The organism is Streptomyces sp. NPDC059832 (assembly GCF_042731715.1).
In the GTDB taxonomy this organism is placed as follows: domain Bacteria; phylum Actinomycetota; class Actinomycetes; order Streptomycetales; family Streptomycetaceae; genus Streptomyces.
In genome coordinates, this window is the sequence record NZ_JBHWIY010000004.1 from 91,752 (window position 1) to 107,710 (window position 15,959).

A 15,959-nucleotide genomic window follows, 5' to 3' on the forward strand; every position below is an offset into this window, starting at 1 on the left:
CGGGACCGACACGCGGTCCCGCCCTTCGCCGTATGTGTGTCAGCGCTGCTTACGCCGGCTTCTCCTCCAGGCGCGGGAAGAGCACCGCGCCCTTCGTCACCGTCGTGCCCGCCGGGAGCCGGCCCCAGGTGCCCGCGTCCTGCACGCGCTGGTCGGCCAGCGCGCCCAGGGACTCCTCGGCGCCCAGCGACTCCCACAGCTTCTGGGAGGTCTCCGGCATCACGGCGTTCAGCAGGACCGCGACACCGCGCAGCGACTCGGCGGCCGTGTAGAGGATCGTCGCGAGGCGGGCCTGGCCCTCGGGGGAAGTGTCCTTGGCGACCTTCCAGGGCTCCTGCTCCGTGATGTAGCCGTTGACCTGCTTCACGAAGTCGAAGATCGCCAGGATGCCGGCCTGGAAGTCCAGCTCCTCGCCGATCTTCTCGTCGGCCGTGGCGACGGCCTTCGCCAGACCCTCCTGGACCGCCGTCTCGGCGTCACCCGACGCGGTGGCCGCCGGGAGCGCCCCGCCGAAGTACTTGCCGACCATGGCCGCGACGCGCGAGGCGAGGTTGCCGTAGTCGTTGGCGAGCTCGGAGGTGTAGCGGGCGGAGAAGTCCTCCCAGGAGAACGAGCCGTCGCTGCCGAACGCGATGGCGCGCAGGAAGTACCAGCGGTACGCGTCCACGCCGAAGTGCGAGGTCAGGTCCTGCGGCTTGATGCCCGTCAGGTTCGACTTCGACATCTTCTCGCCGCCGACCATCAGCCAGCCGTTGGCCGCGACCCGGCCCGGCAGCGGCAGACCCTGCGCCATCAGCATCGCGGGCCAGATCACCGCGTGGAAGCGGAGGATGTCCTTGCCCACCAGGTGCACGTTCGCGGGGAAGGTGCCGTCGAACTTCTCCTGGTTGGCGCCGTAGCCGACCGCCGTGGCGTAGTTCAGCAGGGCGTCGACCCACACGTAGATGACGTGCTTCTCGTCCCACGGCACCGGGACGCCCCAGTCGAAGGTCGAGCGGGAGATGGAGAGGTCCTGGAGGCCCTGCTTGACGAAGTTCACGACCTCGTTGCGGGCGGACTCGGGCTGGATGAAGCCCGGGTTGTTCGCGTAGAACTCCATCAGCTTCGGGCCGTAGGCGCTCAGCTTGAAGAAGTAGTTCTCCTCCTTGAGGATCTCCACCGGCTTCTTGTGGATCGGGCACAGCTTGACGCCGTTCTCGTCCTCGACGAGGTCGCCGGGGAGCTTGTACTCCTCGCAGCCCACGCAGTAGGGGCCCTCGTAGCCGCCCTTGTAGATCTCACCCTTGTCGTACAGGTCCTGCACGAACTCCTGCACCCGGTCGGTGTGGCGCTTCTCCGTCGTACGGATGAAGTCGTCGTTCGCGATGTTCAGGTGCTCCCAGAGGGGCTTCCATGCCTCCTCGACGAGCTTGTCGCACCACTCCTGGGGCGTGACGTCGTTCGCCTCGGCAGTGCGCATGATCTTCTGACCGTGCTCGTCCGTGCCGGTGAGGTACCACACCTTCTCGCCGCGCTGGCGGTGCCAGCGCGTGAGCACGTCGCCTGCGACGGTCGTGTAGGCGTGGCCCAGGTGAGGAGCGTCGTTGACGTAGTAGATGGGGGTCGATACGTAGAAACTCTTCACGCCGTCGCCCCCTTGCTTCTCGGATCCAGTGGCCGCCATGGTCGAAATCCTAACGGCCTGCGGGAGATCAACTCACACCGATAAACCCGGCCACGGCCGTGGAGACCTTTGCGAAACATCCCTTCCCGTAACAAAGACGCATCCTGGGAGGGAGTGGACACGCGTGTACGAGGCAGGGGACATCACGATGCGGGTACTGGTCGCCGAGGACGAGGAAATCCTGGCGGAGCTGGTCGCCACCGGACTGCGGCGGGCCGGTTTCGCCGTCGACACGGTGTACAGCGGTGACGCCGCCCTCGCCTACCTGGGGCTGCACGACTACGACGTCGTCGTCCTCGACCGCGACCTGCCGCGGGTGCACGGCGACGACGTGGCGCGCGGCCTCGTCGCCTCCGGCTCCCGGACCAGGATCCTGATGCTCACCGCCGCCGGCTCCATGGAGGACCGGGTCGCCGGGCTCGACCTCGGCGCCGACGACTACCTGGGCAAACCGTTCGAGTTCCCCGAGCTGGTGTCGCGGGTACGGGCGCTGCGGCGGCGCAGTGCCCGCCCCGTACCGCCGCAGCTGGAGCGGCACGGCATCTGGCTCGACACCGTACGGCGCACCGCCTCGCGGGACGGGCGGGAGCTGGACCTCTCGCCGAAGGAGTTCTCGGTGCTCCAGCTGCTGCTGGAGGCCGACGGCGGGACCGTCAGCGCCGAGGAACTCCTGGAGCGGGCCTGGGACGCCAACGCCGATCCGTTCACCGGCGCCGTCCGTGTCTGCATGAGCAAGCTCCGCGGGAAGCTCGGGGAACCGGCGCTGATCCGTACGGTGCAGGGCGTGGGGTACGCCCTGTGAGGCGCCCGGCCCCGGTGCCGCACTCCAGGATCCGGACCCGGATCGCGCTCGTGTACGGCGGAGTGTTCCTGATCCTCGGCACGGCGCTGCTCGCCACCGTCAACCTGGCCTCCCGCGCCGGTACGGACTCCCAGGCGCGTGACATCGCCCGCACCGCCGCGGTGGTCCAGCCCGGCTACGCGGTGAACGGTCCGCTCGTCACCCGGCGGAGTCTCGGGCCGCCCACCGTCTACGACCTCACCGACCACGTCAGCGACGCGGCCGGGCATCAGCTGCTCGTGTGGTCCGCGGCCTCGCTGCTCGTCATGACGGCCTGCGCGGTCGCCGTGGGCTGGTGGACCGCGGGGCGGGTGCTGCGGCCCGTCCACGCCATGACCGCGAAGGCGCGCCGGCTCTCCGAGCACAATCTGCACGAGCGGATCGCGTCCAGCGGCCCCGACGACGAGCTGAAGGAGCTCGGCGAGACGCTCGACGCGCTGCTGGCCCGGCTGGAGAAGGCGTTCGACAGCCAGCGGCGGTTCATCGCCAACGCCTCCCACGAGCTGCGGACCCCGCTCGCCACCCAGCGGGCCGCGATCCAGATCGGTCTGGACGACCCGACCCCGGAGGATCTCGTACGGACCCGGCAGACGCTCCTGGACAACAACCGGCGCAGCGAGCGGCTCATAGAGGGGCTGCTGGTCCTGGCGCGCAGCGAGCGCGGGCTCGCGGAGGGCGAGCGGGAGACGGTGGATCTCGCGCAGGTGGTGGCGGAGGAGGCGGCCCGGCACCCGGGCGTGCGGGCCGATACGCACTTCTGCACGGTGCGGGGGAACCGGATGCTGCTCGCGCAGCTGGTGGCGAATCTGCTGGCCAACGCCGTCACGTACAACGTGCCGGACGGGACGGTGGACGTGTCACTGGTGACGGCCGGTGGCGGGGCGCTGCTGGAGGTGCGCAACACCGGGCCCGTGGTGGACGCGGCGGACATCCCCGGGCTGTTCGAGCCGTTCCGGCGGGGCGAGGGCAAGGACCGGATGGGGCGCGGGTCGGGGCTCGGCCTCTCGATCGTGCGCTCCATCGCCGTCGCGCACGGCGGTACGGTCACGGCGGTGCCGGGCCCCGGGGGCGGGCTCGCCGTGACCGTACGTCTGCCGGTGGATCAGGCGTCGGCCGGGGTGTCGCGGGCCGCGATCCACGCGGGGAGCGCGGCGAGGACCTCGCGGTAGAACGTGGTGTCCGCGACCTCCCGGGGCGCGGGGCCCGCGTGGAAGAACCCGGCGTTCGGGGCGTCCAGCTTGCGCAGGAAGTCGAAGCCCTTGGCGTCCTCGTCGCCGAACGCGACGAACTGGAAGAACAGCGGCAGCCGCGCCGCGTCGGCCAGCGCCTGCTTGGCGGCCTGCTTGGCGTCCGGCGGGCCGTCCGTCTGGAAGATCACCAGGGCGGGGCCGGTCGCCTCCGACTTCTCGTAGTGCGCGACGACCTCTTCGACGGCGCACTGGTAGTTCGTACGGCCGAGGCGGCCGAGGCCCGCGTTCAGCTCGTCGATCCGGCCCTCGTGGTCGGCGAGGCCGACCGTGCCGGTGCCGTCGATCTCCGTCGAGAAGAAGACGACGGGGACGGTCGCGTTCTCGTCCAGGTGCGCGGCGAGCGCCACGGTGCGGTCGCCCAGGTGCTGGGCGCTGCCGTCCTTGTAGAACGGCCGCATGGAGCCGGAGCGGTCGAGGACCAGGTAGACGGTGGCGCGCAGCCCGGTCAGCCCGTGCGCCTTCAGCCCGGCCTGGGCAGCCTTGTACGAGTCGACGAGCCCGGGGGCGCGCGACTTGACCCGGGCGAGGGTGAGCGCGGGCTTGGGGGCGGGGGCGGTGGCGGGGGTGGACGCCGGGGCCGGGGTCGCCTCGGGGGTGGGCTCGGGCGCGGGCTCGGCCTGCGCCTCGGGCTCGGCGGGGGCCTCGACCTCGGCTTCGGCCTTTACCGGCTCGGGCTTCGGTTCCGGCTCGGGAGCGGGCTCGGGGGTGGGTTCGGCCTGCGCCTCGGGCTCGGCGGGGGCCTCGACCTCGGCTTCGACCTCGGCCTTTACCGGCTCCGGTTCCGGCTCGGCCTCAGCGGCCACGGGCTCGTCCTTGGCCACCGTCTCCGTCTCCGGCTCCGCCTTCGCGACGACCGGCTCGGCCTCGGCGGGAGCCTCCACCTCGGCGGGAGCCTCGACGACCTCCGCAGCCTCGACGGCGTCCGCAGCCTTCGGCTCCGCAGCCTCGACGACCTCCGCAGCCTTCGGCTCCGCAGCCTCGGCGGCCTCCGGCTCCGGCGCTGTCTCCGCGGCCTTGACGGTCTCCGTCGACTCCGGCTTCGGGGCCGAACCCTGCGACGGGACCGTGGAGAGGGACGCCTTGTCGAAGGCGGCTGCCACCAGGTCCGAGGCCAGACCGCTGTTGTCGGCGGACCGGGGAGAGGCGGGGGCCGGTACCGAAGCCCTGGTGGCCGGGGCGGTTTCGAGCACCGGGGCCGGCTCGTCCGCCGTCACCGTCTCGGTCTCCGTCGCCGTGGCCGGCTCCGACTCCGCGGGCGCGGTGCGTTCGGTCTGGGGCGGGACCGTGGCCGTCGGCGCGTCCTGCTCCGCGCGGTCGCGGCCGAACACCTTGCGCAGCAAGCTCCGAATGCCCATGGGCGAGGCCTTTCGCGTGAGTTGGGTGCGAGAAATGTCCGACCTGTGGGAATTGATCCCTGGCCAGGACGGATACGTAAGGTTAGCGGCCGGATCCAGCCCTTCGGTGGCGCGGCCCGCCCGTGTGGGAACTGAGACCGGCTGATCCCTGGACGAGTCCTGTGCGCATGCCGTGCGGGCCTGATGCGCGTCGCTCAAGTGTGTCCCCTCGGTTCTGAGTTGCCTTGTTGGCGTGGGTGGCCGGCTCACAGGCATCAACGCAGTTCTGCCGTAGGTGGCGTGAAGGCGCGCAGATGAAGGAGCCGTCCGGTTCGGATGGCGGAGGGGTGGCCAAAGGGACCATCTGGTCACGCCGGTGGTGCGGATATGAATAACTGATGGGCAATAGCTGCCAGTTCTGATCTTGCCGTACGTATGGGCGGGCGGTGGTCATACGGTCGGATGTCTGCAGCTTCGCGCGAGCCGGCTCACCGGACCTGACCCGGAGCGTGCACCGCACTACAGTCGGATGCATGGTTTCCGGTGAGGCTCCGCAGGCGGAGGGCAGCGTTCGGGTCGATGTCTGGATCTGGTCGGTCCGGCTGACGAAGACCCGTTCGCAGGCCGCTGCCGCCTGCCGCGCGGGTCATGTGAAGGTCGCCGGCGAGCGCGCCAAGCCCGCCCAGGCGTTGCGCGTCGGCGACGAGGTGCGGCTCCGGCACGCCGGCCGCGACCGGATCGTGGTCGTGTCGAAGATCGTCAAGAAGAGGGTCGGCCCTCCGGTGGCGGCGGAGTGCTTCATGGACAACAGTCCGCCGCCACCGCCGCGCGAGGCGGCGATCCAGGTTCCGGTACGGGACCGGGGCGCGGGGCGGCCGACGAAGCGGGACCGGCGCGAGATGGAGCGGCTGCGCGGGGCCGACCCCACGGGCACGGGCTGACGGCCCCACGGAGTGACGGCTACGGCTGGGGTGACGCGATGGCCCTGGCCGCCGCCACCTCCTGGCGCAGCGGGGCCAGTACGCCTTCCTCGTCGCCCGGGAGTTCGGTGCGCACCTCCACCAGGACCTCGCTCGCCCGTATCCCGTCGGCCAGCTCCCGCAGCTGCCGCCGGACCTCCGTGACCTCCGCCGGCGGCGGCTCGGGTGCTCCGTGGTTGACCCGGACCCGGGCCGCCGTCGTCGCGTCCACGATGCGTTCGACGGCGACGACCAGCGGCCACCAGGCGGCGGCCCGGGTGCCGACCGGGGGCGGCTCCGTCAGGGCGCGCTGGAATTCGGAACGTACGACCGACAGATCGCGGTAGATCCGGCGCCGGGCCCGCACCCGTTCCGCGTGGTCGCCGGAGCGGCCCGGCTCGAAGGCGTACGCCACGTAGTCGGCGGTGTCCGTCACCGCGTCCGCGAGCCGGTGGCCGATCCGTACGTGCCAGCTCTCCGGCCACAGCAGATAGCCCGCCACCAGCACGATCGCGCAGCCGATCAGGCTGTCCAGGAAGCGCGGCCAGACCAGATGGAAGCCCTGGTGGTTCAGCAGGTCGGACAGGAGCAGGATCACCGGGGTGATGGCCGCGGTCTGGAAGGCGTAGCCCTTCGCGGTGAGCGCCGGGATCAGCGCGGCGAGCACCACCATCACCGGCACGTCCCACCAGCCGATCGGCACCGCGGCGAGCACCGGTGCGGCGATCACGAGACCGGCCGCGGTGCCCACCGAACGCAGTACGGCCCGCGAGAACACCGAGCCGAAGTCGGGCTTGAGGACGAACGTGACGGTCAGCGCGACCCAGTAGGAGCGCGACACCGGGATCAGCGAGGTCAGCGCCTGGGCCAGGCCGATGCAGAGGGCCAGGCGCAGCCCGTACCGCCACGAGGCCCCGGAGAGCAGTACGTCGCGGGTGGCCCGCCGGATCCGTACCCCGAGGACGGCGGGGCGGCCGAGCCGGTCGTCGACGTTGTACGGGTCGGGGTCGGCCTTGTGCACGACGACCGCCGCGTGCCGCAGGGCGCTGTCCACCGCCCGGGTGGCGGGCGAGTCCGGTGCGGGCAGGGTGAGTTCGGGGCGGCCGGTGCGGCTCTCCTCGACGGCGGCGGCCAGTTCGCGTACCGCCGCCGGGATCTCGTCCGGGAGCGTGAGCCGGCGCACATGGACGGCGGGTGCCGCTTCGACGAGCGGGATGACGACATTGAGCTGGGCGAGCAGCCGCACCATGGCGTTGCTGCGGCCGTGGTAGCGGGCCCGGCGGGCCAGGATCAGGTCGTAGGAGGTGTTGAGGGACTGGGTGACGGCGTGGCGCTGTTCCTCGTACGCGTCGCTGCCCGCGGCGGCGAGCAGGTCGGCGACCGCGAGATAGGTGCCCGCGACCGCGACCCGCTCCGGAAGCTTCCGTCGCAGCGGCCAGGCCAGCAGGGTCAGGGCGAGGACGAACAGACCGCCGACCGTGAGCAGCAGCGGCGCCACCCACCAGGGTTGCGGCATCGGGAGTCCGGCGCCGACCACCGCGTTGAGCAGGAGCAGCAGCCCGGACACGGAGGCGACGGCGCCGATCGTCGACATCATTCCGGAGACCAGGCCGACCAGGGTCAGCGCGGCGACGGCCGCCCAGCCGGTTCCGTACACCAGCGTGCCGAGCATGATGCCGAGCGCGCCGAAGAGCTGCGGTACGGCGATGTTGAGGATGCGCATCCGGTACGCGTCGGCGGTGTCGCCGATGACGCCGGAGAGCGCGCCCATGGAGACGAGCGCGCCGTACGCCGGCCGGTCCAGCGCGAAGCCGACGGCGAGCGGTGCGGCCAGGGAGACGGAGGCACGCAGGACCGCCGCCCAGGCGATGGGCGTGGACGACTGCGGGCGCAGTCCGCTGAGCAGCCAGGGGGGTGGCGTCGCGCGCCGCCGTCCGGATGCGGCCTCCGTGTCGGTCAACGCGTCCCCCTGAGTCGTGCGGTCAGCTGCGGTAGCCCTCGACCTCGTCGGCGGGCCGGACCTCCGCCGTGGACGGATCCTCGCCGAACTCGCTCAGTGCACGGCGCTGTCGCAGCAGGTCCCAGCACTGGTCGAGCCGTACCTCAACGGTACGCAGCCGTGACTTCTCGTCCGCGCTCAGGCCCATCTCCCGGGTGGAGCGGTCGCGCAGGCTCCGTTCCTCGGAGATGAGCCCGCCGATGTCGTCGATGATGTCGCGTTCCCGGTCGTCCATGACGTCTCGTCTCCTTCGGGGGAGGGGCAAGCGGTGTAGGGGCGGGGGCTCAGAGCACGATGACGGTCTTGCCGCGTGCGCCGCCCGTCCGGTTCCGGTCGAGGGCCTGGGGTGCTTTCTCCAGCGGGAGTTCGATGTCGATGGGCACCCGCAGCACACCTTCGGCGGCGCCCGCGGCCAGCACGTCGAGCAGGACCGGGGTGGGTTCGAGCCGGAAGTCGATGCCGGTCACGCCCGCGGGCAGGGCGGCGCCGACGGCGACGCCCCGGGTGGTGAGGGCGATGCCGCCGTCGCGTACCAGGGCGGCACGGGCGGCGAAGGAGTCCGGGGTGGTGGAGACCAGGTCGACCAGTGCGTCGACGCCGTCCGGGCAGCTCTCCCGTACCGCCGCTTCGAGCGGGCGGTCGGTGACGTCGATCGTGACGGCGGCGCCCAGCTCCGTCATCCGCCTGCGCTCGTCGCCGCGCACGGCGGCGATCACGCGTATGTCGCGGGCCGAGGCGAGCTGGGTCAGATAGCTGCCGACGCCGCCCGCCGCACCGACGACGAGCAGGCTCTCGTGGCCGCGGAACACCGCGATCTCCAGGATCTGGGCGGCCGTCATCCCGGCGGAGGGCAGCGCGGCGGCGGCCCGGAGGGGGAGGCCGGGCGGGACGACGGTGATGGCGGAGTCCTGGGGCACGGACACGTAGTCGCAGTACGTGCCGCCCCCGGCCGCGTTCGGCCGGGCGACCCGGCCGAAGACCTGGTCGCCGACCCGGAAACGGTTGTCGCCGCTGCCGATCATGTCCACCCGGCCCGCGAAGTCCACGCCGATGACCATCGGGAACACGCGCGGGGCCGGTCCGTCGTCCGGGGACCCCTGTGCGGCCTGCCAGTCGGACGGATTGAGCGCGGCGTACTCGATTTTGACCCGTACCTCTCCGGCTTCCGGCTCGGGCTTGGGTATCTCCACCAGTGCGGGGTCGGCCCGGAACGCGCCGACGGCTATGGCTCGCATGCGGAAGACCTCTCAGTCGCCCCCGATCCGGCAGTCATGAGATCCACTCTTCCCCGGCCCGCCCACCGCCGCACGTCGAGCCCGGGGCGGGCCGTCCCCGGCCCGCCCGCAGCCGTACGAGCCCCGCGCACAGCGCCACCGCCAGCCCCGCGGCGCACACGATCCACACCGTCGTGCGCAGCGAGCCCGTCAGCGCGTCGTACACCGCCGCCGCCCCCGCTGTCTCGCTGTCCGGCACCTCGGACAGCACCCGGCCGCGGGTGTACGCGATCACCGCGCGCAGCACGAGCGCCCCGAGCGCGAGGCCGAGCCCGGCCAGGGCGGTGGCGGAGAGCGCGGCGAGCCCGGAGCGCCTGAGCCCCGGGCCGCCGCCGCGCGCCCAGGCCACGACCACGGCCAGGACGGCGACCACGAGCGTGCCCACGGCGGGCCAGATGCTGCCGGTCCGCAGCAGGCGGAAGGTCTGGCGCAGCTGGTCGGCGCGGCCGGCGGAGATGAGCGTGATGTCGGTGTGCTGGACCGGGATCCGGTCGGCGAACGGCACCCCGTTCTCCGCCAGATTCTGTTTGACCCGCTCGGTCACGGGCGCCAGATCGATGGTCACGGCCTCGCCGGTGTTGCCGTTCAGGGCGGCGGTGACGGCCTGGTGGGCGGTGCGGTTGGCGGCGATCCACGCGTCCTGGAAGGCGTCGGTGGTGGTGAAGGACAGGACCGCCTGGCGCAGGAAGTCCCGCACGGTGTTCTGGAGCGGCCCGGCGTCGATCTGCTTCATCGCGCCGTCGGTGATGAGGTCGGTGACGGTGCTCTGCACATCGGGGTCGGAGGCGAGCGGGGCCACCGCGGCGACGTAACGGTCCGTGTTGTCGATCTCCAGATCCACCCAGGCGGACAGCGCGCCGACCGGGACGAGGACGGCGAGCAGCGCCACCAGCACCACCGAGAGACCCGCCGAGAGATACGTCCGCACCCTCCCAGGGAATCCCGCGGACGGGCGGCGCGCCCCGGGTTGTGGGCCATCCGAGTTGCCGGGCGGCGCGGCCGGGTGTGCCCTGGAAGGAAACAGGGGCGACGGAAGGAGAACTCCGCCATGTCCACACACGCAGCAATGCCGACCCGCGGACGGACCGGGCCGAGGGCACACGCCCGCGGGCACAGCGCGCTCTCCTGGGCGGCACCCGTCACGCTGGGTGCCGCGTACGGCCTCTACGCCTCGTTCATCCTCCGCAACAACGGCGCGAGCGGCGGCCGGCAGTTCTGGTACGGCCTGATCACCGCGGCGGTGCTCGCCGCCCTGTGCTTCGCGCTGGGCCGGATCCAGCACGCCCTGCTGCCCCTGGTACGGGCGGTGGCCTACGGCGCGCTGACGGCGGCGGCGATCGGCCTGCTGGTCGGGCTGACCGATTCGAGCGTGTTGCGGTCCTCGGCGCTGGGACTGGCGGTCGGCCTCGGCATGTTCATCACCACCTTCTACATCTTCTACACGCACGAGGACATCCGCCCCCGTGCGTGAACCCGGGCGGCACGCACCCGCACGTGCCGCCCGACGACCTGTCGCGCCCCGCTGTCAGCCGTTCGCCGGCGGCGGGGCGCACGACATCACCGCGTGCACCGTGGTGGCCCGGGTCAGGTCCGCCACCACCCGGCCCGCGTCGGTCCTGAGCGTCATCCGGCCCCCGTGGGTGCGCTGCGGTTCCCCGCAGACCGTTCCGGCGGGGGTGGTGACCGAGACGCGGGGGCCCTCCTTCGACGGCCCGTACCAGGTGATCCCCACGGCCGCGATGAGCAACGCGGCACAGCAGAGAGTGAACGGCACGCCCCGTGCGAGGGCCTGGGCGGCGCGCAGCGCCTCGGTGTGGTCCTCGGCGACGTGGTCGACCCGGAACGCGCCGGTGTCGACCGCTGCCGCCGGACGGCCGTGGGCGGCGCGCAGCAGCGACAGGCTCCCCGCGGCGCCGCAGAGGAGCGCGAGGAGCAGCACGAGGCCGACGGCGACGGCGTACGGGGCGGCGAGCGAGCCGATGTCGCTGCGACCCCGGAGGAGGCCGAATCCGACCAGCCCGGCCAGGAGCGCGGCGAGGCCGTTGCGCCAGGCCAGCGCCGACTCCCGGACCCGGGGAAGCTCCCGGCGCAGCAGGGCGCGGTGATGGCGGGCCGCGAGCCGGTCGACCGGGACCCCGGCCGGTCCCGGTACGGCACGCCAGGTCATCTCCGCTCCCTCTCCAGCAGGATGTTCCAGTACGCCCCGCAGCCCTCCTCGTCGCCGGGCCGGCCGGGATGCTCGGTCGTGCAGACGCAGAGCACCGGCACCGGGACGAGCCCCGTGCCGGTGCGCCGGGGCCGGCCGGTGCGCGGCGCGGCCCGGACGACGGAACGCGTCCAGGTGTAGACCGTCGCGCAGTGGCAGCGCGGGCAGGTGCCGGTCAGGACGGCTCCGTCCCCGGTGGCTTCGATGCGCAGGCCGGCGGTGTACGAGGCGGGATAGCCGGGCTCCGTGACCTCTTCGTACGGGAGGGCGGACGCACGCCCCGTACGAGCGGGGTCCGTCGGGGGGTTTCGCGTGGGCGGGGCGGGCTCGGGCATGAGGCGTCTCCCGTGGGCGGGGCGGCGGACGGCGGTGGCTCGCGTCCGGTTTCCGATGCTGCCAGAAGGCCGGGCCCTGTTCGGGCGCGGAGGCTTCGGCGCGGTACGCCGGCGGCGGTGCGTCGGGGCCGTGCCGCCGCCCGGTGCCGGAATCGCCGCTGGCCGGAGGGTTGTTGTCCGATTTCGGGTCGATTACGGGACGTATTCCGGCGGCTGCCGCGAAACGGTCCTGGCGACTGGCGCCCGTGGGCATCATGTCCGCAACAGGGCCCCGCATCGACTCGGGGGGCGCCGTGACTGCCCGAACGGGCGGCGGGAGGAGGGGTGTTGAACGACACCGACGACGCCGGGCTGCGGGAGCGGGCGGCCGACGCGATCCGCCGGACGGCGGGAGCGCGGGCACTGCCCGCGGCGGTCGCCGCGCCGACCGGCCCGCAGGGAGCGGAACGTGACGCGCTGATATCCGAACTGCGGTCTCTGGGAGCGGAGTTCGAACGGGACCTGCCGGGCGATCCGCTGGGGCAGGCGGTGACGGCCCGGCTCGGGACGCTGACCGGCTCGCGGTGGGCGGCCGACGGGGAGGAGTCCGACCGGCACGAGGCGATACGTCTGCTGCGTGGGGCCCGTGCGTCCGGTCTCCTCGCACCGGACGACCACCTGGGGGCCGCGCGCGAACTCGTCGCCCTGCTGCTGGGCCCGGCGGTGCGCGTCGATCCGGGCCGCTTCGACAGCGCGATCGGCTTGGACGGGTTCTCGCTGCTGATGCAGATCGGCAAGCCCGAGAAGCTCGGCGGTGCAGGCGTCATCGAAGCCCTTCCCGAAATCCAGCAGCTGGTGGAGGAGATCGGCGGAGCCGCGCCCCCCGTCCTCCAGGGCCTCTCGATGATGAGCGCGTACGCCGAGGCGCTGAACGGGGGCGATGCCCGGGGAGTGGCGGCCATGTGCGAGCAGATGCTCGCCGGTGACCTCGGCTCGATGATGCCCTCCGGCCCGTTGGGCTCCGTCGCGCGGACGCTGATGCCGCTGGTCAGATCCAGCGCGCCGGGGTCGGCCGGCGAGGGTCCGGCATCGGACGCGACGGACCTGGCGGGCGAGGAACCGGCATCGGACGCGACGGGCCTGGCGGGCGAGGAACCGGCCGCCGTGGGCGGCGGCCCGGCGGCGCAGGACGGGCGTGTGTCGGCCCTGCCGGAACTGGCTAGGGCCGTCTCCGCCCTGTCGGCACCGGATTCGGACGACAACATGCGCGACATCGTGGCCCTGCTCGCCGAGATGAACCGGCCGGGTGTGCTCGCACCGGACGAATTCGCCGAGCTGCTGACCAGGCTGGGTGACCCCGGGCAGGGGGCGGAGCCCGGTGACCAGTTCCTGTCCGCACTCGGCGCGATGGGGCTCGGAATCCGCACCGGCCGTCCGGAGGAATTCCAGGAGGCGCTGCGGCTGATGCGCGAGGCCGCCGCGGCGGCGGGTCCGGACGACAAGATGGCCTGGATGGCGCGGAGCATGCTGCCCGGTGCCCTGGTCGGCGCCATGCTGGTCGGCGGGAGCCTCCAGGACCTGGAGGAGGCGCAGGCGATTCTGGAGGATCTCCTGACCCCCGGCGAGGGGCTGTCGGCCGATGCTCTGCCCGAACTGGCGGGCTTGAGCGAAGCATTGATGATCAATCAGTGTCTGCGGATCCACATGCGGGCGACCGGGGCGGGCGAGGCCGGCGATACGGAGACACTCGAAGCGCTGGTGGGAGAACTCCTCGACATCCTGGACGCCTGTGAGGACACCGAGTGGTCGTTCCTCCCGCTCTACGAGCTGGGCGTGGTCCATCTCTCCCTCGCTTGGCTCACCGGCAGCATCGACTCGCTGCGCAGTGCGGTGCACTACCAGGAACAGGCGCTGACGAGCCCGGACGTACCACTGCTGGCACGGACGATGCTCGACATGAGCTGGGCGCCGCTGCTGACCTTCAGCTCCTTCCTCGAACCCTCCGTCGACCGTATCCAGGAAGGCATCCGGCGGACCCGGGCGACCTTGCTGGGTGCGCCCGTCATGGTCGACCAGCGGGTGCGGGCACGGCAGGCGATCGGACTGGCCCTCGACGCGGTGTACGGCATGACCGGTGATCCGTCCGTCCTGGACGAGATGATCACCGAGCTGGAGTGCACCGAGGAGGAGCTGACGGGGGTGAGCGGGGGGTCGGCCGCCGCCATGCACTGGCAGCTGGCCGACGCGTACGGGCGGCGAGCCGCCCACGGAGGGGACGACCTGGTCAGGGCGGTCGAGAGCGCCCGGCACTCGCTCCGCACCATCGCCGACGACGTCCTGCTCCAGCAGGGCGTCCAGCACGGCCTCCAGGTCGCCAGGACCGGTGCCAGCTGCGCGCTGGCCGCCGCCGGCTGGGCGGTCGGTGCCGGGCGGCCCGCGGACGCGGTGGCCTGTCTGGAGGAGGGACGGGCCCTGGTTCTCGGAGCGGCGGCGGTCTCGGCCACGGTCGCCGAACGGCTGGCGGAGCGCGGCGAGCACGAACTGGCCGACAGGTGGCGCCGGGAGACCTCCCGGAGAACCACCGGCCCCCGCGCGGGAGGCAGCCGGTCGGAGCTGGCGGAGATCGTGCTGGGCGCGTCGTTCGGCAGCCCGGAACTGCCGAGCGCCCTGCGTCGCCGGGCCCTGGAACTGCTGCGCCCCGCCGGCGGGGAGGACGCCCCCGGGCGGATTCCCGCCGTGTCCGAGCTGGTCGCCGCCGCCGGGCGCGCGGGGATCGACGCGTTGGTGTACCTCCTGCCGGGGCAGGGAGGCGCGGACGGCTCCGCCGTGCTGCTGGTCCCGGGGCAGCCGCCCCGGTCGCTGCCCCTGCCCGGTCTGTCGGCCGAGGGCCGGGCCCCGCTCGACGGCTATCTGGACGCCGCGGCCCAGCACGCCACGGCCCGGCGGGGACAGCAGCGCTGGGAGGCCGCACTGGACGCGCTGTGCGCCTGGGCGGGCGAGGCCGTGATGGCCCCCGTCCTCGACGAACTCGCGCTGTGGGAAAGGGGACTGGCGGAGTCGGGCCTGGCGGGCGGCCCCGCGACGCACCCCTTGCCGCAACCGGTCCGGCTGACCCTGATCGCCTGCGGGAACCTCGGTGTGGTGCCCTGGCAGGCGGCCCTGCTCACGGTCCCCCCGGCACCCGGGCACGGCCCGGCGCCGGACGGCAGGCCCGCCACGGTACGGGCGTGTGAGCTGGCCGTCCTCTCGTACGCCGCGTCCGGACGGGAGTTCGCACGGTCGGCCGGCCGGGCACGACTGCCGGCCGCCCTGGGACAGGCGCTGGTGTGCGTTCCCGGCTGGGACCTGGACTGTGCCGAGGACGAGATTCTGGCCCTGGTCGACACCTACTACCCGGACGCCGCCCTGTACGGAACCCTGATGACCCGCGACCTGACTCCGGAACCGCCCGAGGGCACCCCGGAGGAAGTGCTGGCGCTGCTGGGGGCGGGGCCCGGACGGGACACCGGGCGCGTCGCCCTCGTACACCTGGCCTGCCACGGGGTGGCGGGTTCCGACCCCACCGCCTCCGCGCTGGAACTCGGCTGGCCGCAGGGTACGGAACCGGAGGCGGGCAGACTCACGGTCACCGCGCTGCTGGACACACCGTTCGACCGTACGGAGGGGGCGGGCGGCCCCCTGGTCGTGCTCAGCGCCTGCGAGACGGACCTCAGCGCCCGCGACCACGACGAGGCGCTGACACTGACCACGGCCCTGGCGCACCGGCTGGCCGCCGACGTGGTGGGCTCCCGCTGGACCGTCCCGGACGTGGCCAGCTCGGTACTGATGACCGTCTTCCACGACCGTCTCGGCGCCGGGCTGGCCCCGCCGGACGCGCTGCGGGCCGCCCAGCGCTGGATGCTGGCGCCGCCCGGCCGACGGGACACCGTGCGCGGTCTGACGCCCGAACTCGGCCGGGCGGCGGCCGAGCTGGACCTGTCGGTGCCGTTCGCCTGGGCCGCCTTCATCCACCAGGGCAATCCGGGACCGGCCGGCCAGGACGGCGCCCCCGGCACGCCTACGTCCGCCTCGTCTGCCTCGTCCGTCCCGTCTGCCTCGTCCGTCCCGCTCGCCCCGTGA

13 protein-coding genes are annotated in these 15,959 nt (G+C 73.0%); 5 read left to right on the forward strand and 8 right to left on the reverse strand.

All coding sequences use genetic code 11. The annotated features are described in order from the left end of the window. Nucleotides 1–49: 49 nt before the first annotated feature. Nucleotides 50–1,663 (reverse strand): methionine--tRNA ligase, encoded by a 1,614-nt coding sequence (metG, locus tag ACFV8T_RS08255; protein WP_385325687.1) that lies wholly within the window; start codon nt 1,661–1,663, stop codon nt 50–52. 148 nt (nt 1,664–1,811) lie between these two features. Here metG and ACFV8T_RS08260 point away from each other — a divergent pair, with 148 nt between their 5' ends. Then, a complete protein-coding gene (locus ACFV8T_RS08260) occupies nt 1,812–2,465 on the forward strand; it encodes a response regulator transcription factor (RefSeq protein ID WP_385326234.1) in 654 nt (217 codons plus the stop codon). After that, nucleotides 2,462–3,673 carry a sensor histidine kinase gene (locus ACFV8T_RS08265; protein ID WP_385325689.1) on the forward strand — a complete coding sequence of 404 codons (1,212 nt, stop codon included), beginning with the start codon at nt 2,462–2,464 and terminating at the stop codon, nt 3,671–3,673. The genes ACFV8T_RS08260 and ACFV8T_RS08265 overlap by 4 nt, the downstream gene beginning before the upstream one ends. Here the strand turns inward: ACFV8T_RS08265 and ACFV8T_RS08270 are convergent. Beyond that, nucleotides 3,607–5,109, reverse strand: coding sequence for a VWA domain-containing protein (locus tag ACFV8T_RS08270; RefSeq protein ID WP_385325690.1), 1,503 nt, complete (start codon nt 5,107–5,109; stop codon nt 3,607–3,609). The two genes, ACFV8T_RS08265 and ACFV8T_RS08270, sit on opposite strands and share 67 nt — an antisense overlap. Nucleotides 5,110–5,621: 512 nt before the next feature. Here ACFV8T_RS08270 and ACFV8T_RS08275 point away from each other — a divergent pair. Continuing rightward, nucleotides 5,622–6,029 (forward strand): RNA-binding S4 domain-containing protein, encoded by a 408-nt coding sequence (locus tag ACFV8T_RS08275; protein ID WP_385325692.1) that lies wholly within the window; start codon nt 5,622–5,624, stop codon nt 6,027–6,029. Nucleotides 6,030–6,048: 19 nt separating this feature from the next. Here ACFV8T_RS08275 and ACFV8T_RS08280 read toward each other — a convergent pair whose 3' ends face one another. From ACFV8T_RS08280 to ACFV8T_RS08295, 4 genes are read right to left on the reverse strand one after another with little or no spacing between them, the layout of a single operon-like run. Continuing rightward, the gene (locus ACFV8T_RS08280; protein WP_385325694.1) at nt 6,049–8,007 is read right to left on the reverse strand and encodes an FUSC family protein; all 1,959 of its coding nucleotides are present in this window, start codon (nt 8,005–8,007) and stop codon (nt 6,049–6,051) included. A 22-nt stretch (nt 8,008–8,029) separates the two neighbouring features. Further along, nucleotides 8,030–8,281, reverse strand: coding sequence for a DUF2630 family protein (locus ACFV8T_RS08285; protein WP_266417045.1), 252 nt, complete (start codon nt 8,279–8,281; stop codon nt 8,030–8,032). Between the two features lie 49 nt (nt 8,282–8,330). After that, a complete protein-coding gene (locus ACFV8T_RS08290; protein WP_385325696.1) occupies nt 8,331–9,281 on the reverse strand; it encodes an NADP-dependent oxidoreductase in 951 nt (316 codons plus the stop codon). A gap of 34 nt (nt 9,282–9,315) precedes the next feature. Beyond that, nucleotides 9,316–10,248, reverse strand: coding sequence for a hypothetical protein (locus ACFV8T_RS08295; RefSeq protein ID WP_385325698.1), 933 nt, complete (start codon nt 10,246–10,248; stop codon nt 9,316–9,318). Between the two features lie 120 nt (nt 10,249–10,368). Here ACFV8T_RS08295 and ACFV8T_RS08300 point away from each other — a divergent pair, with 120 nt between their 5' ends. Beyond that, entirely contained in the window at nt 10,369–10,791 is a 423-nt protein-coding gene (locus tag ACFV8T_RS08300; RefSeq protein ID WP_385325700.1) for a hypothetical protein, read from the forward strand. 54 nt (nt 10,792–10,845) lie between these two features. Here the strand turns inward: ACFV8T_RS08300 and ACFV8T_RS08305 are convergent, their stop codons facing one another. Then, entirely contained in the window at nt 10,846–11,487 is a 642-nt protein-coding gene (locus tag ACFV8T_RS08305) for a hypothetical protein (RefSeq protein ID WP_385325701.1), read from the reverse strand. Then, nucleotides 11,484–11,861 carry a hypothetical protein gene (locus ACFV8T_RS08310; protein ID WP_385325702.1) on the reverse strand — a complete coding sequence of 126 codons (378 nt, stop codon included), beginning with the start codon at nt 11,859–11,861 and terminating at the stop codon, nt 11,484–11,486. Before ACFV8T_RS08310 ends, ACFV8T_RS08305 begins: the two co-directional genes overlap by 4 nt. A gap of 327 nt (nt 11,862–12,188) precedes the next feature. Here ACFV8T_RS08310 and ACFV8T_RS08315 point away from each other — a divergent pair, with 327 nt between their 5' ends. Beyond that, on the forward strand, nt 12,189–15,959 hold the full coding sequence (locus ACFV8T_RS08315; RefSeq protein WP_385325703.1) for a CHAT domain-containing protein: 3,771 nt from the start codon (nt 12,189–12,191) through the stop codon (nt 15,957–15,959).